Raw genomic sequence first — 18,401 nt, forward strand, 5'->3', positions numbered from 1 at the left:
GTTTAAACACCTCACGAAAGAATTGGAGTGATTCCATGTTTTCTCTATATACGGATGCCGCGACACAACCCCAGACGGGTCTGAGTGCCGGGGGCATCTTGATCATTCACGACCACCAGCAGACGCAACTGAGTGCGCCACTGACGGCCACGACCAACCACACCGCCGAGTTTGAAATTGCCCGGTTAGGCTTTGAAAAATTGGCCACGTTAGCGACCGACCCGGCGCACACGACCGTCCTGTTTTATACGGACAGTCAAATCGTCAACGATAGTGTCGCCAAGCATTATGCCAAACACTATCAACAGTTGGTCGACGACCTGTTGGCCGCGCAGGCCCCGTTTCAGCTGGTGCTCACGCAATGGGTTCCCGAGAAGCAGAACCGTGGCGCGCACACCTTAGCCAATCAGGCCCTTCATTCTGCCGAAGACGTTAAGTAAGTCGTCAGTGGCAGCTCGTATTCGCTCCAGTCCGGCGTACCGCCGTACAGCGCGGAGCCCGCCAACAACCGGCCCACTTGCGGCCCGGTCGTTAAGCCGGATGAGCCCAATCCAGAGGCCACGAGGAATTTCTCCTGGTCCGGAATCGGTCCAAAGAACGGCGCGAAGTCGGCCGTGTAGGCCCGTGTTCCCACGCGGACGCCCGTGATATTGTCAGCGGTCACGTCAGCCATCAGTCGTTGGGCACTGCCCAATAGATCGGCGGTGACGGCTGGGTCGGCAGCGAGATTGAACTTGCCGTCGTCCTCGTGGGTCGCCCCGACAATCAGTTTGCCATGGCCAAAGGGTACGAAATCACGTTCACCTTCGGGCATGACGACGGGCATATTTTCATTCAATGGATAATCCTTGACGGCCAACTCAATCAGCTGGCCTTTTTGTGGTCGCACGGCAGCGGTGATGCCCAGGGGTGCCACGAGTTCCTTGAGCCAGGCACCGGCCGCGATAATGACCCGGTCAAACTGCCGGGCCCCCAATGACGTCAGAACTTGGCCCTGAGCGTCGAGACTGACACGTTCGCGACGAATCGTCAGGTTCTTCTGCGTCGCCCGAGCCAGCAAGCCGCTGACCAGCGCTGCGCCATCGACCCGCGCCCCACCGGTGATGAAGACGCCGGGTTGCGCCCGCGACAACAGGGGTACCTTGGCCTGGACCTCGGCGGCATTTAACGTCGTGACGGTTCCCATGGTCGCGGCGTCGTGACGGCGTTCCTGGGCCAAATCAAACAACGTTTCCAAGTCCGTGGGTACCTCACGGGTCACAATGGTCCCGGTCTGTTGATACACGTCGGTGCCCAGCTGGGCGTCGTGAATCAATTCGGGGAATAGATCTGCCCCGGCCTTGGCCAATCGGTACCAGCGTTGATTCCGGCGCTTAGACAGCCACGGCGAAATGATGCCCGCGGCGGCCGTGGTCGCCTGTCCGGTCCCGTCATCAAACAACGTGACCTTCGTCTGCTCGCTTCCGGGCAAGGTGCTTAAATAATACGCAGCGGTCGCACCCACGATACCGCCGCCAATAATGGCAATACGTTTTTCCATAACGATACTGACCCCCTAATTGATGTTAGAAAGCACAAGTTAACGCCCCAACGTTAACTTAACTGGTCTGACCGTTCCCGACGGCGAGTTCAGGATACCCTGCTGTGGGGACCGCTTCCAGCCTGAGAAGCGGTCTTCCAGCTCGCCTTGAAGCCTGGAAAGTTCCCAGTCTCCAAGGTCGTCCCATGGCCTAGGCTGAGTGAGAAACCTCAGCCAACGCCATCGACACAGCTGACCATCCTGACTCGCCTCTGGTCACTGACATCGACCAACTAAGTTAACGTGGCCTTACTGCCTGGTAAATCCGCTCAGATAGGCCGAACCAGCTTGAAACCTGCGTCGGTCAAGGTCAAATCGGAGAGTCCATGTGCGTGACCAGAGGCGGGCCAAGGTCCCCCGCTGTGTCGATGGTCTTAGCTGAGCGATTTTCTCAGCTTAGAGCATGGGACGGCCTTGGAAACGGGCGGTTTTTGCCCGGTTTCAAGCCGAGGCGGAAGACCGCCCCTCAGGCTGGAGTCGGCCCCACAGCAGGGGTCCTTGAGTCCGCCGGCGGGAACAACTGCCACGGACGCTCTGATTTTCACGTTGGCAAAGACCTGGTTGGGGCGCGTGATAGCACGCTTTCATTTTAGCATAACTCATCCCCTGAAAGCGGCCGCAAAGTTTCCCCTAACCACAAAAGAACCCCGAACACGCGCTATGGCGTGGTCCGGGGTTCTCTTTTATTTTGGTTAAATTACTTGAAGACCATGAAGCGATCGTCGTCATTCATGTAATCCTTGGGGTCAGCGGGGCTTTCGATAGAACCGAAGTCCAATTGGGCCCGTAAACGCCAGCTAGCTGGGACGTTGAAGGCTGCACGCACTTCGTCATCGATTAGTGGGTTGTAGTGTTGTAAGTTAGCACCCAAGCCATTTTCAGCCAATGATGTCCAGACGGAGAATTGGGCGTTCCCCTGTGACTGTTCGGACCAGTCTTGGAAGTTGGCCGCGTAGAGTGGGAAGTTGTCTTCAAATTCCTTGACCGTCTTGGTTTCGGTAAAGAAGAGCACCGTCCCGAAGGCTGCCTTGAAACTGTTGATCTTGGCGGTCGTCTTAACGAAGGCTTCTTCGTTAGGCACTTCTTGCTTCAGGCGGTCAATCACGATGTCCCACAACTTTTCGTGAGAGGCGCCGTATAAAATGATGGCGCGCGTCGTTTGATTGTTGAAAGATGATGGGCCGTTCTTGATGTTGTCTTCAATCAGAGCTGTCAATTCGTCAGGCGTTTGCTTAACGTTACGACCTAAGGCGTAGATGCTACGGCGTTGCTTGGCTAGTTCAGTAAATTTCGTTTCCATATTAATAAGTGACCTCACTTTTTAAGTTAGTTCCCCGTTTATGGGCAAGTAGTTTCCTATTAAAACTTAAATTTAGTGTATCACTTACTTTTAGAAAGTAAAGCTATTTGTTCTGAACCTGATACGCTGTCTTGAACGTCTGGGTCATCCAATCCAGCCAGTATTGCGGATTCAGTGGCTCCCCGGTCACCCGTTGAACCAACTCTTGTGGCGTCACGCTAGCGCCCAAGCGGAAAATATTTTCTCGCCGCCACTCGGTGATCGGTGCGTAGTCGCCGCTGGCTAAGATGTCCGCCACTGGGAGTGTCTGGCTCATTTTGTGGTAGAACTGGGCCGCGTAAATTTGCCCCAACAGATACGTTGGGAAGTAGCCGAAGTCCCCACCCGGCCAGTGAATATCCTGTAGAATGCCTTCGGTGTCGTTAGCCGGCGTGATGCCCAGATATTCCTGATACTTCTGGCGCCACAGGGCCGGTAATTCCGCCACCGTGGTTTCCCCATTGAAGAGGGCCTTTTCTAATTCATAACGGACGATGATGTGTAACGGGTACGTCAGGGGATCGGCCTCGGTTCGGATCAGCGTCGGTTTGGTGGCCATGAACCCCTGGTAGAACGTAGGCTCATCGATGTCCGTAAAGATATTGCCAGTGGCGGCCTGGAAGCGACCGTATGCCCCCTGCCAAAACGCCGGGTTCCGGCCGATGAAAATTTCATTGAAGAGTGATTGTGACTCGTGCAGGCCCATCGATGGCGCATTAGACAGCGGCGTGTAGTCAAAGTCCGGGTCAAAGTTTTGCATGTACAGGCCGTGCCCCGCCTCGTGAATCCCGCCTAATAGGGACATTTGAAAATCGTGGACGCCATAACGATTGGTGATTCGAGCATCGTTGCGGTTCAGTGGGACCGTGAACGGGTGAATGCTACGAGACAAATCCCCCTTGTTAAAGTCGTACCCCAAGCGTTTAACAGTGGCTCGGACCACCCGCTCCTGAACATCTTCAGGCACGGCGCGGCTCATGAAGTCCACCCGCGGTTCGGTCCCCGTCGCAATGACCGCGCGAATGCGTTTGATGCCCGCCTTTAACGTTTCCATGATGGGGTCTAACTGGGCGACCGTCATCCCCGGTTCGTACTGGTCGAGCAACACGTCGTAGGGCGTAGCCTGACCATTTTGCCAGTAGGGAATGAATTGCTTTTGGTAGGCGACAATTTTTTCAATGTACGGCTGGAGAACCGTAAAGTCCTGAGCCTCACGCGCCGTCTCCCACACCTGTTGAGCATCCGAAACCGTTCGTTGGTAGGCTGCGTAATCGTCCGCCGGAATATCATGGTTCAGGTCGTACTCGCGTTTGACCAACCGCAAGACCTGTTGGCCCTTGGCATCGAGTGCTTCGGGATGTTCCGTGAAGTCCGCGATAAACGCGCCCATCTCGGGACCCGTGGTCAACGCCATTTCCTTGGCGCCAATGTAGGCCGTCAACTCACCCCGAAAACTCGCCCCATCCTTGGGGAGGTACGTGCGGGCGTCCCAACCCACGAGGGATAAATTCATGTCTAATAAACTAATCTGCTTCACCAAAGCCAGGAAATCCGCTTCCGTTTTTGCCATGGTAACCGCCTCCAAATTTCAAGATGGATTTAGTGTAGCATGGTCACTTCTAAAAAGCCCGTAAATTTTCTCATTATATTCTAATTGACGAGTTCGACTAAAACACTGCCTTGACGCGGATACTGTCATTTTGTGATTATTTCACTTATTTTTATTGTTTCTTGTGAATTGTTAAACTATTCATTTTAATCCGTTCCTCTATAATAAGTGCGTAATCGCTGTCACGACCCAGTCCACAGTAACCTGATCCTGTGGGTATTGAACCAGAACGCCCACTAAGAGTGTCCAAACTGCCTGTCCCGTCTGAGGTGCAACCGTCGTTTGACCTTGTTGGGCAGCATATAAAGTCAGCACGGTCGTTAAGCTGACCGGTGCTGGCAATGGTGCCGTCAAAACAAAAGCCACGGCTTGGGGATGTTGATCCGCGTAAGTTAAAAGATTGCTGACCATGTGTTGGATCATCGTTGTTGCATCCGCTGAATCCAACACATTTTCCCGCAAAGTAGCCGTTAATTCTGCCATGATTTCCGTTCGCAAAGCTGCTAATAAACTCGCCTTGTCTGGGAAATGGCGATAAACTGCTGCCGGTGTCACCGCCAAAAATCGGGCGATTTGCCGCAAAGAAAGCTGCTCGGCCCCAGCCGTTTCGAGTTGCTGTCGGGCCTGTTGCTGAATTGCTGCCGCTAAATTCTCGCGATGATAAGGTAATTTTGTCATAGGAGTGAATTCCTTTCGTAGTAACGTTTATAACCTTATGTTAACATCGATTACTTTATATGTAAACAATGTTAACATAGACTGCTAGTGGGGCTCACTTCCATTTTTAACCAATCCTTACACATTTTTACGCCCCTTCTCACGGCTACTTGTCTTACAATAAAGTTAATGTGTCTATTCAAAGAAAAGAGTGTCGTCTATGTCTGAACCCGTCTCCAATCGTCGTCTTATTTTGCAATTCATCAGTTGTTGGTTCATCTGGCTGGCCGTTCAGGTCGGTCTCAACAGTCCCATCGAAAAGCACCTGACCGGTTGGCCGCAAGAATTGGCGCTCGATACCATTAAGCTAGTCGTCTGGTTAGGGCTGGCCTGGTGGTTTATCCATCAAGCTGACCGCAACCACCAACGTCTCACCCTGAGCAATGCCAAGCAGTGGCATCCAGCATGGCGATTTGCCGCCGGCTATGTCGTCTGGGGCATCATCATTGTTTACCTGCTGGGTGAATTTTGGTTGGCCCATCACGGTCTGAACGTTAATCATACTTTCATCCCTCAATTCTGGGGCCGGTACTTCCTGGTCGTCGGGGTCAGTGAAGAGTTCCTGTTCCGGGGGTACTTCCTAAATGCCCTGTTGCAGAAATTCTCGCTCACCACTGCCAACGTAATTCAGGCACTGGCCTTTGCCAGCATGCACATCCCCCGTTACCTGACGACGGTTCCCGCCATGAGTCCCATGCTATGGATCAGCAATCTGGTCTCCGTTTTCCTATTGGGCTTACTTTTCGGGTGGTTGTACGCCCGCAGTCATTCCCTATGGCCCGGCATCGCTACGCACATGACCTGGGATATCTTGGTCACCCTCTTTGGGTAAAAAGAGTGGGCTTAGTTCTCGGCTGAGCTGACTGCCTTTAGACACACACTTCAGCCATATAGCATTAGATAACAAAAGGTGCCCATGATTTTGGACTATACTCCTACTTAAGCAAACAATCAAAATTTGCTTAAGTAGGAGTTTTTGCATGGAGCAAAGAGACACCCGGTGCCGTCCAGAAGATAAGCTGTACTATATTCATTTGGTTGAGCAAATACAAACTACGACCCAAATCGAACGTTACCAGGTGGAAAAATTCGAGGGTTTGAACCGGTAACATGTCCAGAGATATCTTTTGGGGTTGAAACGAAAAGTGGTCAAATTATACCTGGCTGGTGCTACCTCGCATCCGCAATTAGCCAGGCAGCTTGGTATTTCTAATCCCAGCGTCATCTCTCAGTTGGTGACCCTGTATACTAGTTGCAGGCTTTATGGATTGGTATGACAATTTACGTCGCCAGCCAACAATAAACGGCATGACCCCAGTAGAATACCGGAATCATGCCGCTCAGAAAATTGCACAACGATTTTAATTATTTGGTTGTCTACTTTGACAAGGAGTCCCGCCAGTGAAGTTGAGCTAACACCACTTAGACCTTCAGTGATGACTTTAATTCTAAAATCTAAACCAAACTTAACCGTAGCCCTCAAAAAAGATTGGATTTGCTGCCCAACCTTGGGGGGCGCTTCATTTGCTCTTTTTTGAGGACGATTTTTCAAAATGACCAATATATTACAAACAAACTAAGTAAGAAAAGTAAGACTACACTCCAACAAGTTGTTTGATTGAATTTCTTACGAAATACTCGAATGCTCGCAATTGAAGCTGCAAAAACAACTCCGAAAATACCTAAGATTCCTAAAAAGTTCAAATTACTTCACCTATCCTAATCTTAGAGTTTTCTGATATTCGTTTGCTTTTGAGATCCCAAACTTGCAATTGGAAATTCATCAGTGGCGGTGACACGACATCCACCTTTTGAAGAACCCTTGGAAATCCATTTTTTCATATCTCTTTGTGCCTCATCGAAATGGCTCCCGACTACAGTACCACCGACCATGCCAACTAATGCACCAACAGCAGTACCCAGAGGCCCGACAGTTGACCCCGTGGCTGCTCCAGAGGTCGCTCCTAGTCCTTTAAGAGAAAGCGCAGTTTTACCATAGTAAGAACGTAAGTCAGCCAAACCGGCTTTCTTGTAGGCAAAATCATTCAGTCCCCCATTGACAAACTTCTCAGAAAAAGCATGTCCCCGCGCCTGTGGGCGACCGGTTTCATCTTCAATATCATAATCGATCTGAGCTCCATCAAACTTAGTAATCAGTTCTTGATATTTTGCTTTTTCCTGCTCAGACGTAATTAAAATAGATTGCGAATTAATTTTGCTAGCTTCTTCACTTAATTTATTCCATTTATTATTAGTATGAACTCTTACTCTTAAACCGCGCAATGCCGGTGGAACTAGATCGTATTGCACCGGCACATTCAAAGTTTGTTGCTCAGTTGTAGCAGCTAAAGACTGGGTCGTTGGAACCATGATACCTGATAACGAGAAAGCTGTCATTAAGATTACACTCTACTCTTTTTAATATTCATATTTACAACTCCACCTTACGTTTTTTTGTTGATTCGGATCAACAACTCCAAGACTAGCCAACTTGATTCGACTTAGTAAGAACCGATTGTTTTACGTATCATCTACGATTCGGTATGTAAACTATAGATTTACATCAAAGTAAAAACGTAAAGAGATCGCAAAGAGACGGTAAAATAAGCCACGAATATTTCATGGTAAAATGGTATAGGCCAAATAGAGCTTATTTTTTTTAAGGAGGCAGGTCATTATGAGCGCTATAGGAAAAAATATACGAAATGCACGCACTTCAAATCAAATGTCGCAAGAGGACGTCAGCAATCACTTAAACATTTCACGCCAATCAATTTCAAGATGGGAAAACGACCGTGGATACCCTGATATTGAAAAACTAATCAAGCTAAGCTCACTATACAATGTGACGATAGATTTCTTATTGTTGGGTGAAGAAGATCGAAAAACGACATCTATTTCAAAAATAAGGAAGGAACCGAATTCTTCTTTCTTCAAAATATTCCTAATTTTTGGATGCCTTGGAACATTAATTGGACATGCTTTGATAATGGCATTCATCTGACACTCAATCTAGAGTTCCGTAAACATTTCCATTCAAAAAACTTTGAAGACACCAACCGGACTGCTGAAAAGGTCGGGGAAAAGTCGGAAATCCAACGTTTTTCGACAATAAATCCCTAAAATATGTAGTCAAATAGCCAGCAAAGCGGGAGAATTTATCCGCTTTGCTGGCTATTTTAAAGCTACTGGTTTTCATCCCAGACGCTTTTTTCGTGCAACCAGGCTAGGCCCGGACACGTTGTTTCAAGAACCCTAATAAAACACTTAAAAATGCAAACGGTAAAGCAAAGCTAAACAGAGCCGTGAGTAAGACCGGGGCCACCGTCAACGTTAAGACGACATCGGCGACGCCAACAATAACGCTCACGCCTAGTAACAGCCGCCACCAGCCACGACCAATGCGCGGTTGGTACGTCAGCCCGTACACCAGTAACGTGAGGGCCGTCGTCAACAGTAGTGCCCGATCAATCATTGGAATTGCCAGCAGGCCGGTCATCCCTAGGGCCACGACACTCAGCCCGATAAAGAAGTAACCGTACCAGCGTTGTGTTTGAACAGTTGATTTCACGATTATCGCTCCCTTTATCACAATCTTTACACCTTTAGTTTACCCGTTTTTGTAACCGCTTACAATAGATAAACATTGCTTGCTTGATAAAAATATCATGGCGATGCTCGTATAACCGTCTTGCCAATCTGCTAGCTGACTGGTGATTCCTCTAGGCGTCGAGTCGACAAAAAAGTCGCCAACGTCTCTCGACATCAACGACTCTGCGTCTAGCTATTCTAATCGACTAGCCTTTACGACTCGTCCTGAAGATCATCGACCAACGGCCCGTTCCAGCCATCACTAACCACGGCCGAGACCTCGTGATTGAAGACCCGCAATAATGCCGCCATACTCTCGGCACTCTTTTCCGGCGTCATTTCGCTCAGCGGCAACCAGCCGACCCAGCCCTCATCGCTGGCCTTTAGTTCACCGGTAAATGAATCCCCGCGGTACAGCAAGCCCAGCTTCCGTTTTTGCCGAGATGTGTCGAACCACTCACACGTTCCACAGAAATCAACCGTCGACAACTGCAGGCCCGTTTCCTCGAATACTTCCCTGACAGCCGCCTGAGTACAGGTCTCACCGACTTCTACGTGGCCGCCGGGAAAACTATGGCCCGCCTTCCAGGGCACGTTCACTTTGTCTTCCACCAAAACGCGTTTCGTCTGGGGATCCGTGACCATGATCATCGTGACCAGCTCAACTGGTTGCGTCCTATCACGTGTTGTCATTTTGTCACCATTCCTTTCGTCCATTGCCAAATCCTATGTATGCCGTACGCCGTCGCAAACGACCAGGCCCAGGTCAGCAGGTAGCTCACCAGGATGCCGCTCACGGGATGGGCCGCCGTTAACGCCTGACCGCCGAAGTGCCAAATCAGTGCGAGCCAAAAGACGTTGGACAAGTAGGCGCGGTACGCGTAGGTCGCTAGCCAGTGAATCACCACCAGTCCACGCGCGTGTTGTCGTTGTTGCCACGCGGCCAGGCTTGCCAGCAAGCCAATCACACACAGACCGTAGAAAATCGTTGCCGGCGCGTAGTAGCTACTGCGAGCCAGTACGATTGGCCGTCCCGTGGCCAGCAGATTGCGCACTTGCCAGATCAGCGCACCAATTGCTCCACACAATAGCGGTACCCACGCCCATCGCCACTGCCGAATGCGTGGCCAAGCCAGCCAGAGTAGCATGCCCAAGACCGCGTAAAGGGCAAAGCCCCAGAAGACCCGGTCGAGCAAATACCAGCGACCGACCCGTGCGGCGGGCGTAATCAGTCGTTGATAGCTGACTACCCAGCCAAACATCCAGGCGCCACTCAAACCCGCGGTCCACCAGAAACGGCGGCGCGTCGTGACCTGCCGCCGAATCGCCCACCAGAGGGGCATCAGCAGAATAATCTGCAGCATCATGGTGTTGTACCACAAGTGTGGCGCGGCATTTCCGTTAATCAGTTGCCAGCCAAACTGACCCAGTGTCGTAAACGGCCGATGCTGTTGCAGTTGGGGTTGTAGGAGCAAGTAGGCCAACGACCACCAGACTGTCGGCACGCCTAACGCCGACCACTGTTGCCGCAGATACTGGCCATAGGTCGGCTGCGTCACGTCCGTCGTTCGAATCGTGGTAAAGAGAATCCCACAAATGAAGGCCGGGGCCGTAAATTTCACGGCCAGGTAGACCCAAGCGAGGCCGACCTGCATCGACTGGCCGGCTGGGGTGGTTATTGCCCAGCTCAACACCGTCTGCAGCATGACCGCTGTGCAGGCAAACGCCTTGAGGTAGTCGCCAGCATCCGCCGCCGTTTTTTGTTGTTCTGTCACTTTTCGCTCATCGCCTTTACCTCCTCATTTTAGCAAGCCGAGGCGTGCCCTGTAAAGACGCAAACCAGTACGTTCTTTCGTTACGACAAAAAGTCAAAACTCCAGACGCCGTTTTGCGTACCAGTTTATATGGCCGAAACGTGCGACAAGAGGCAGCCGGTTCCGCTTAAAACTGCTAACCAAACAATCCAAAACCAGGATTATTCGGTTAGTAGCCTTAATGCTCGCCAGCTAACCGCCTTTTGTCCCACTCTCCAACAAAAAAGACGGCTCACCGGCCGTCTTTATTTTTTCGATTCTCTTCAGATTTAAGCTTCGCGATTGTTTTTCTTTGTTAGCTTGGTCATCAAATCTTCGATCCCGTAGCATGCCAGTCCTAAACCAGCAAAGGCTACCGGAAAACCGAAGGCCCACATTGGTGACTTCATGAGTAAGAGCACCAGGCTCAGCCCACAAACCGCTAACACAACTAAGGCAATCAGTGCCCATTGATCTTTATTCATTATAATCCCCCCAAGATTGTTCAAACGCGTGTCCCCTAAACACACCCTTAGTTTAGCAACTTCGGAGGCAAACGGCAATCATCTAGGACAACCTTAAGAAAGTCACTAACTTTACTGAGTGGCCTTTGTTGCGGGAGGCTTTGAATCTGCCGTCAAGAACGGCCAACCCCCAGCTCATTTTTGCAGGTGCTGGAGCTGTCCCTTGAACTCGGGCGCATACAGTTCCTGATCCGGCCGATAATCCGTGAGCTTTTCACTGAGACCAACCGTGTAGTCGACCTGCTCACCATGTTCCCCCTGATCCAGTCCCATGGCCTCTTCGGCCGCATCGACCCGCATCGGCGTCAACCGGCGCAAGAGTAAAATCAAGCCGCTGCCCATCGCGGCGACCAGGACAATCGTCAGGCCCGTTGCCAAGAGTTGAATCCCCAGCAATTGCCAGCCGCCACCGTAGATCAACCCATTTTGGGTGACCGCTGGATTCACAGCCTTGCTGGCGAAGATTCCCGTTAGGATACTGCCAACAATTCCGCTCACCCCGTGACAGCCAAAGGCGTCCAGGGCATCGTCGACTCCCAGCTTGGGTTTTAAAATTGCGATAAAGCCGTAACTGGCCAGGGTCGCCAAGGTGCCAATCGCTACGGACCCCATCACGGTCACGTAACCGGCCGCCGGCGTAATGGCGACGAGTCCGCATAGCGTGCCGGTACAGACACCGACCAGTGTGGGCTTGCCACTCGTCCAAATATCTAAGAACATCCAGACCACCATCGCCGTGGCCGTGGCCACCGTACTGGTAATCGCCGCCTGAACAGCCACGCCATTGACGGCTAAGGCACTGCCCGCGTTGAAACCGTACCACCCGATCCATAAGATGGCCGTCCCTAGCAGGACCCACGGCAAATTGTAGTGCTGACCGGGATGGTCCTTGGCTAACCGCGGCCCCAACCAGGCCGACAGTACTAAAGCCGTTACCCCGGCGTTGATGTGCACCACGGTCCCGCCAGCAAAATCCAAGACACCCAATTTAGCCAGCCATCCCGCCGGACTCCAGACCAGGTGCACCATCGGGTAGTAAATGCAGACGGACCACGCCAATAGAAACAACAATAGAAATTTAAACCGAATCCGGCCAACCACGGCCCCGACGAATAAAGCCGGGGTAATAATGGCAAACATCATTTGAAACAGCGAGTACACGCCGACCGGAATATGACTGGCGGTCAGACTGGCTAGGTTAACGCCAGTCATGAAGGCATGGTGCAAGTTGCCCACGACACCCAACACATTGCCCGAAAATGACAGTGAGTAGCCGACGAACACCCACAACAAAATGGCCACACCGGTCATGATAAAGACCGACAACATCGTGTTGACCACATTTTTCTCGGAGACCAGGCCCCCGTAGAAAAAAGCCAACCCAGGAGTCATAAATAAGACTAAAATACTGGCAATCAACACGAATGCTGTATTTGCAAGATTCATTAGCGGCGCCCTCTTTACGTTTGATGTAAGAAATCCTAACACTCATTTTGGACAAAGTCACGAGTGAGTTTTCAAAAATAACGGGTTGGCTGGAACGTTTAACGAACTAATTCCGTTAGTACCAGTTGTTTTCATGAAATTGTTAAGATTTGGAAACGAGTGACATCTTCTGACATTGCCTGCATTTTTCCTAACAAATTGACACTGACAACAAGAAAAAAGCCCAAGTCCTGGTAAGCTGGCGTCACCACCGCTTACCAGGACTCAGACTATGAGTCGGCTATCGTTTATTTTAGATTCAGTTTTTGCCGACCGTCATAAATGCCATTAACGACTTTATCAGCCTTAGGGCCTTCGTAAGCCAGCGTCGCAAAGGATAGCTCAATTTTACCAATCTTAGTGACCTTTTTTTCTGGAATACAGCAGCATCTCAAATTGACTTTTCTGATGGGGTTTCAAATACGACGACGCCGAATTGGGACCGGCCGTGATTCCTTGCTTGGGGGTCACGTTAACTAACATGTGTTTGCTCTTGCTATTCTTGGCCAAAAAAATAGTCAAACAAAAAAACGAATCCAGACCGTAAAGTCCAAATTCGTTTCGTCAATTTCTATTTTCGTTTCAACCGACTCAAACCCTGAACGGCCCGCGGAATCATCTTACGGATGCCGCCCCGTGGATCCTTGACGTCCCCTTCGTACCGGGGAATCAGGTGAATGTGGGCGTGCATGACCGTTTGACCGGCGGCCGGTGCCACGTTGATGCCAATGTTATACCCGGCCGGCTGAAATTTTTCATCCAGCAAAGCCTTGGCCTCAAAGGTCAACGCATCCATCGCCGCTCGTGTTTCGGCTGGCACATCAAAGTAGGTCGCGTAGTGTTGCTTGGGGACGATCAACAGGTGACCGCGGCGCACGGGATGGTTGTCCCAAAACGCCTTGGCCAAGTCATTTTCTAAGACGATACTGCTTTTCTGGCAAAAGACACAATCCGTCTTAATCATGGCTTAACCCTGGTGCCGTGGCTTGCGCTTGCCCCAGAACTGGAAGTAGTCGGTCCGCAAAGCCCCGTTATACAGCTTTCGCGTCTTAGTGGCCTTTTGACCATAGAAGTGTTCAAACTCTAAATCAGCCGTTAAAATGTACTTCGACCAATCCGTTAATGGCTTGAATACTTGTCCCATTTGTTTGTAAAGTTCACGAACGGAGGCTTGATCACTCAGCCGTTCCCCGTATGGTGGGTTGGCCACGATGACTCCATCTTCCATGTCCGTCTTAAAGTCTTGGACGGCCAATTGGCTAAACGTGATGTCTTGTGACAAGCCCGCCTCTTGGGCGTTACGCTTGGCAATGGCCACCATATTTTCATCAATATCGGTCCCAAAAATCTGCAGAGGCGTATCATAGTCGGCCTTAGCGTCGGCTTCGTCACGTAACTTATCGCTCAACTCTTGGGGCACCCAATCCCAGGTCTCACAGGTGAAGTCCCGGTTAAACCCAGGAGCCAGGTTACGGCCAATCATGGCTGCTTCAATAGGAATGGTCCCAGACCCACACACGGGATCCCAGAACGGCATATTCTTGTGCCAACTGGTCAGGGCAATCAAGGCAGCTGCCATGTTTTCCTTCAATGGCGCGCCACCCTTGCCAACCCGGTAGCCCCGCTTAAACAGACTTGAACCGGTGGTGTCCAGCGTCAACATGACGTGGTCCTTATCGATCATGACTTCCAAGGGGTAAGTGGCGCCGGTTTCAGGCATCCGTGTCCGCCGGTGATAAACGGCCGCCAATTTCGTGGCAACGGCTTTTTTCACGATGGCTTGGGCGTCGGGCACACTGTGGAGCTGAGACTTCTTCGAACGGCCTTCCACTGGGAAAGCAGCGTCCATGGGGAGCAGTTCGTCCCAGGCCACGGCCTTAGTGGCTTCAAACAATTCGTCAAAGGTCACGGCATCAAATTCTGCCACGATGATCCGAACCCGGTCCGCCGTCCGTAACCACAGGTTCGCCCGCAGTACGTCTTCAATCGTCCCGTCAAACCGGACCCGGCCATTTTCAACCTGGGTATCGTACCCGAGGTCTCGTAACTCACGACCGGCAATGGCTTCGATTCCACTGGCAGTGGCCGCGTATAAATGAAATTTCTTCATAACGTCCTCCTTACTTCACTTTACTGAATTGCTAATTTTTACACTGTTCTTGGGCATTTAACCCGATTATAACCATAAAAAAAGGCGGGAGCAAGCTCCCACCCACCTGACATGGTGCAAATCCCTGTAAGCCATGTTTTGTACCACCCAACCGTTTCAGGCAAACGATTGACTGGCAGTAATCATCTATCTCGAGAGTTTCCTCTCCCCCCACATTTCGTTCATTTCCATATGTGAAGCGCCCCTACCAAAAGTTTGGGTTGCCCGCTCGAGGGGTTTACCGCGTTCCACCGCCTAAGTTTCCTTAGACGTATCGTCACTGTGGCACTTTTCAGGGATACTAGGGCATAGCCGAAGCCGTAGCCGTGTTTTCCCGCCGTTACGTTATTGCTAACGTCCCCCGGCTTATTTTTTCACCGAGCACGAACACTACAGACATCTCAGTCTGTGCGAGCATGGACTTTCCTCAGCCGACATAAGCCGACCGCGATTACTCAGGATTTACACCAGTCTTTATAATTCTACAAACGATGTGACTCGTTTGGATCATTATCTAATTGTGAACCGAAAACGTGCCGTTCCAAATTGGAGAGCCGCTTCAAAATGTCCATGTTGGTGACACTTGAAGTGGATTGGCTGGTTGTCGTTGCTGCTGGTTGACTCGCACCCACTTGCACTTGGCGTGTGAGTTCGTCGACCTTAGCCAACAACCGTTCGTTTTCTTCTTGAAGCCGTTGATTCTCCTTCACAAAAGTATCGTAGTCCTTGATAACGTTATCCAAGAAACTGTCGACATCGTCGGGATCATACCCGCGCATCTTTTGACGAAATTGCTTTTGCAAAATCTCTTTAGGAGTAAAATTAACGTTTTCCATTGATCATTACACCTCGTTATCCTAATCAAACCGGCGATATCTATAATACCAGTTTTTACTCAAATTGGGAACCATTATTTTTATTTTCTTGATATTCGTTGGCACTTTCTTGTAACCAATCCATATCTATCAGTGTTAGGGGGTAAGCATGTTGCTCTTGAAACCGCGTCACAGCGCGATAATCATACTTAGGTTTCCCTTCAACCTCTAAATCATAAACCATTGCGGCCTCATCTGTATGGGATAACATAAATTCTTGATAGTTTCTTAACTGTTGGGGCCCATGATAGGGTTGTTCGCTAACTGACTGATGAAAATCAACCTGGCTCGCTAGTTGGGCATACAGCCCCCGGTTATTCTCATTCCAGTTACCGCCAAACTCAGCAAATGGGGTCATCATCGCAATTTTTAATTCAGGATAGTCCGGCTTCAACGCCAGGCCCACCTCAATTGACCATTGCTCGACTCCCAGCTGACCACCCGTGATTAACCAGTCAGTGCCATCTTCAATCTTACCGATCAGCATTTTTCTCAATGCATCCTTGATGACCAGGAGCTTCGGGTCTTGATTGCCAAAAACACCCAGTTCATAACTGCGGTAGCCCGTCAACCATAACCGACTCATCTCGCGGCCTCCTTTACCGGTACCTTACCAGTGTAGCGAAAAAATCCGGCCGACGCAATGAAAAAAGCAGATAGTTGGTAAAACAAGTGGTTTCTAGTGCCTCCGGACTGGTGAAAATGAGCGCTTGGGCTGTCCGTTCCCGACGGCGGGCTCAAGGTGCCCTGCTATGGGGCCGGTTCCAGCCTGGGAAACGGGCTTTCACCTCAACTTTGAGCCTGAGAAACGGTCTCAAAGATTGTCCCACGCTCTAAGCTGAGTAAGAAGCCTCAGCTAAGACCGTCGACACAGCTGGGCACCTTGGCCCGCCTCTGGTCACTGACATTGTCCTCACCAACTCATTTTCACCAGCCCTGCGGCTTACACTTGTTCGGCCCGCAACTATCTGCCTTTTTCTTGCGGTCGGCTGATTGCGTCATTGCGTCATTGCGTCATCCAAATTTTCTAATTTAAATACTGACTAAACTCGGAGCGTCTTAGACCAAATTGATGTTTTCCCTTCTGTTCATACTAATCTATTTTCTTTTCATCCCCTGCAGCCTGCACCTATTTGAAACGTAGCCCACTCCCTTTCTCTTACGACGAATTAACTTCTTCATGCAACTTTGTTTCTATAAATCCCAATGGTCTTTGACTTTCAATACAAATTAAATTTCATCTTACGTTAGCTCAGCGTTCTGTAGCAAAACGAACTTTATGACTGCTGACGTTTAAACCGTAACCGGAATTTTTCTTACGACGATTTCCCCAAAGACCACATAACTTACATCTATAGAAGATTACTTCAAGTCGCAGATGCTTATTAAACGAGTTTGCGCTAGCCAACAGCCCAACGCTCTTCATCAACTCACCAAGCACGCCAAAGAAAAACAATGTCTGCACTCACCACAAATAACATTTCTACAATCCCTAGCCCAACCAAATCCCCCACCTAAATCAGTCCACCCCGTAACCATTCACTTAAGTTCCGTTTAAGTTCGGCCGTTTTAACCATTTATAGACCAGTTAGAGTTTTTATTTCTGGGTCAGCTTGGTATAATATCAATAACTGGGCCACAATCCCATTCGACCAGTTGCTTAAAAATGTCACGCAGGCCTTCATGTGCTGGCTAACCTACTATGTCATAACAAAACACGAAGCACCGGCTTAGTCGTTACCCACCAACGTAGCTGACAGCCAACATGATGTCAGTCGCAGGGCTGGTAAAAATGTGCCCGTTGGGGGAGTGACCAGAGGTGCGCCAAGGTTCCTGGCTGTGTCGGTGCTCTTAGCTGAGTGAACTTCTCAGGTTAGTGCACGGGACAATCTTTGAGACCGCTTCTCAGGCTCAAAGTTGAGGTGGAAGCCCGCCTTCTGGCTGGAACCGGCCCCATAGCCGGGGACCTTGAGCGCACCGCCGGGAACGGATGCGACGCGGCTCATTTTCACCAGCCCGGAGGCACTGCAAAGAACTAAATTTAAAAGTCAACTGCGAATGGGTGGTTGCAAGGCAAGGAGGGTGAGGAGTCAATGACTATTCGGTATCCCAATGGGAATGCCTACCAGGCACCAGCAGCAAAGACGGGGCCCAAGTTCCCCAGCACCTACACCAACTACGGTAAGCGGGGTATGACGCTGGAAGAGGAACTTAACGAAAGTAATACCTACTATGAAACAACCGGGGTTGCCGTCGTTCATAAGAAGCCCACGCCCATCAAAATCGTCAAGGTCGATTACCCCAAGCGTAGCGCGGCCGTCATCAAGGAAGCCTACTTTAGTACGGCCTCCACGACCGACTACAACGGGGTCTATCAGGGCCACTACCTGGACTTTGACGCCAAGGAAACGCGCAACCAGTCGTCGTTTCCCTTGAAAAACTTTCATCAACATCAGATCGATCACATGCGAGCTTGTACCGCTCAAGGCGGCATCTGTTTTGCCATTATTAAATTTGTCACCCGCCATGAGGTTTACTTGTACCGTGGGACCGACCTGTATGATTTCTGGGACGCACAGTTAAAGGGCGGCCGTAAATCCATCCCCTACGCAGAAATTGCGGCGAATGGGATTCAGATTACCGCCGAACTCCAACTGCCCATTCCCTATCTCAAAGCCGTGGATCAGCTTCTCTAATCGCTTCATCCGAGCTGAACACGTTTAAACACAAAGGAGATTAC

At 50.4% G+C, this 18,401-nt stretch carries 19 protein-coding genes and 1 other RNA gene; 5 read left to right on the forward strand and 15 right to left on the reverse strand.

The window, feature by feature from the left end; all coding sequences use genetic code 11:
* Positions 1-35 precede the first annotated feature (35 nt).
* Positions 36-440 carry a ribonuclease HI family protein gene (locus tag ACEPST_RS13015; protein ID WP_203638299.1) on the forward strand — a complete coding sequence of 135 codons (405 nt, stop codon included), beginning with the start codon at positions 36-38 and terminating at the stop codon, positions 438-440.
* Here the strand turns inward: ACEPST_RS13015 and ACEPST_RS13020 are convergent.
* The 4 genes from ACEPST_RS13020 to ACEPST_RS13035 form a co-directional block, all read right to left on the reverse strand.
* Positions 416-1,540, reverse strand: a complete 1,125-nt coding sequence (locus ACEPST_RS13020) for an NAD(P)/FAD-dependent oxidoreductase (RefSeq protein ID WP_204120758.1) — start codon at positions 1,538-1,540, stop codon at positions 416-418. The two genes, ACEPST_RS13015 and ACEPST_RS13020, sit on opposite strands and share 25 nt — an antisense overlap.
* A 736-nt stretch (positions 1,541-2,276) precedes the next feature.
* Complete coding sequence (locus ACEPST_RS13025; protein WP_204120759.1) at positions 2,277-2,879, reverse strand: nitroreductase family protein; 603 nt, start codon at positions 2,877-2,879, stop codon at positions 2,277-2,279.
* A gap of 103 nt (positions 2,880-2,982) precedes the next feature.
* Positions 2,983-4,488 carry a carboxypeptidase M32 gene (locus tag ACEPST_RS13030; protein WP_204120760.1) on the reverse strand — a complete coding sequence of 502 codons (1,506 nt, stop codon included), beginning with the start codon at positions 4,486-4,488 and terminating at the stop codon, positions 2,983-2,985.
* 198 nt (positions 4,489-4,686) lie between these two features.
* On the reverse strand, positions 4,687-5,205 hold the full coding sequence (locus ACEPST_RS13035; RefSeq protein ID WP_204120761.1) for a TetR/AcrR family transcriptional regulator: 519 nt from the start codon (positions 5,203-5,205) through the stop codon (positions 4,687-4,689).
* A 199-nt stretch (positions 5,206-5,404) separates the two neighbouring features.
* Between ACEPST_RS13035 and ACEPST_RS13040 the strand changes: the two genes are divergently transcribed.
* Together ACEPST_RS13040 and ACEPST_RS13045 are read left to right on the forward strand one after the other, a co-directional pair.
* Positions 5,405-6,076, forward strand: a complete 672-nt coding sequence (locus tag ACEPST_RS13040; protein ID WP_204120762.1) for a CPBP family intramembrane glutamic endopeptidase — start codon at positions 5,405-5,407, stop codon at positions 6,074-6,076.
* A gap of 431 nt (positions 6,077-6,507) precedes the next feature.
* Entirely contained in the window at positions 6,508-6,609 is a 102-nt protein-coding gene (locus ACEPST_RS13045; protein WP_204120763.1) for an IS3 family transposase, read from the forward strand.
* Positions 6,610-6,969: 360 nt separating this feature from the next.
* Here ACEPST_RS13045 and ACEPST_RS13050 read toward each other — a convergent pair whose 3' ends face one another.
* Positions 6,970-7,641: a glycine zipper domain-containing protein gene (locus ACEPST_RS13050; protein ID WP_395409159.1), complete on the reverse strand. Its 672-nt coding sequence runs from the start codon at positions 7,639-7,641 to the stop codon at positions 6,970-6,972.
* A gap of 280 nt (positions 7,642-7,921) precedes the next feature.
* Between ACEPST_RS13050 and ACEPST_RS13055 the strand changes: the two genes are divergently transcribed.
* The gene (locus ACEPST_RS13055) at positions 7,922-8,248 is read left to right on the forward strand and encodes a helix-turn-helix domain-containing protein (RefSeq protein ID WP_204120764.1); all 327 of its coding nucleotides are present in this window, start codon (positions 7,922-7,924) and stop codon (positions 8,246-8,248) included.
* A 222-nt stretch (positions 8,249-8,470) separates the two neighbouring features.
* Here the strand turns inward: ACEPST_RS13055 and ACEPST_RS13060 are convergent, their stop codons facing one another.
* The 10 genes from ACEPST_RS13060 to ACEPST_RS13105 form a co-directional block, all read right to left on the reverse strand.
* The gene (locus tag ACEPST_RS13060; RefSeq protein ID WP_125762493.1) at positions 8,471-8,815 is read right to left on the reverse strand and encodes a hypothetical protein; all 345 of its coding nucleotides are present in this window, start codon (positions 8,813-8,815) and stop codon (positions 8,471-8,473) included.
* Positions 8,816-9,048: 233 nt separating this feature from the next.
* Entirely contained in the window at positions 9,049-9,528 is a 480-nt protein-coding gene (locus ACEPST_RS13065) for an 8-oxo-dGTP diphosphatase (RefSeq protein ID WP_275404327.1), read from the reverse strand.
* Positions 9,525-10,610 carry an acyltransferase gene (locus ACEPST_RS13070; RefSeq protein ID WP_204120766.1) on the reverse strand — a complete coding sequence of 362 codons (1,086 nt, stop codon included), beginning with the start codon at positions 10,608-10,610 and terminating at the stop codon, positions 9,525-9,527. Before ACEPST_RS13070 ends, ACEPST_RS13065 begins: the two co-directional genes overlap by 4 nt.
* Positions 10,611-10,918: 308 nt before the next feature.
* Entirely contained in the window at positions 10,919-11,113 is a 195-nt protein-coding gene (locus tag ACEPST_RS13075; protein WP_125762487.1) for a hypothetical protein, read from the reverse strand.
* 174 nt (positions 11,114-11,287) lie between these two features.
* Positions 11,288-12,598, reverse strand: coding sequence for an ammonium transporter (locus ACEPST_RS13080; protein ID WP_204120767.1), 1,311 nt, complete (start codon positions 12,596-12,598; stop codon positions 11,288-11,290).
* 610 nt (positions 12,599-13,208) lie between these two features.
* The gene (locus tag ACEPST_RS13085) at positions 13,209-13,601 is read right to left on the reverse strand and encodes an HIT family protein (RefSeq protein ID WP_204120768.1); all 393 of its coding nucleotides are present in this window, start codon (positions 13,599-13,601) and stop codon (positions 13,209-13,211) included.
* Positions 13,602-13,604: 3 nt separating this feature from the next.
* Entirely contained in the window at positions 13,605-14,747 is a 1,143-nt protein-coding gene (locus ACEPST_RS13090) for a THUMP domain-containing class I SAM-dependent RNA methyltransferase (RefSeq protein WP_204120769.1), read from the reverse strand.
* Positions 14,748-14,869: 122 nt separating this feature from the next.
* Positions 14,870-15,249: RNase P RNA component class B (gene rnpB / locus ACEPST_RS13095), an RNA gene on the reverse strand.
* 19 nt (positions 15,250-15,268) lie between these two features.
* A complete protein-coding gene (gene gpsB / locus ACEPST_RS13100; protein WP_125762477.1) occupies positions 15,269-15,622 on the reverse strand; it encodes a cell division regulator GpsB in 354 nt (117 codons plus the stop codon).
* Between the two features lie 55 nt (positions 15,623-15,677).
* Complete coding sequence (locus ACEPST_RS13105) at positions 15,678-16,247, reverse strand: DUF1273 domain-containing protein (RefSeq protein ID WP_203638320.1); 570 nt, start codon at positions 16,245-16,247, stop codon at positions 15,678-15,680.
* Between the two features lie 1,507 nt (positions 16,248-17,754).
* Between ACEPST_RS13105 and recU the strand changes: the two genes are divergently transcribed.
* Positions 17,755-18,357 (forward strand): Holliday junction resolvase RecU, encoded by a 603-nt coding sequence (gene recU, locus ACEPST_RS13110; protein ID WP_125762473.1) that lies wholly within the window; start codon positions 17,755-17,757, stop codon positions 18,355-18,357.
* The last annotated feature ends 44 nt before the right edge of the window (positions 18,358-18,401 follow it).

This window comes from Levilactobacillus sp. FUA 3915, from assembly GCF_044053135.1.
GTDB lineage: Bacteria > Bacillota > Bacilli > Lactobacillales > Lactobacillaceae > Levilactobacillus > Levilactobacillus lanxiensis.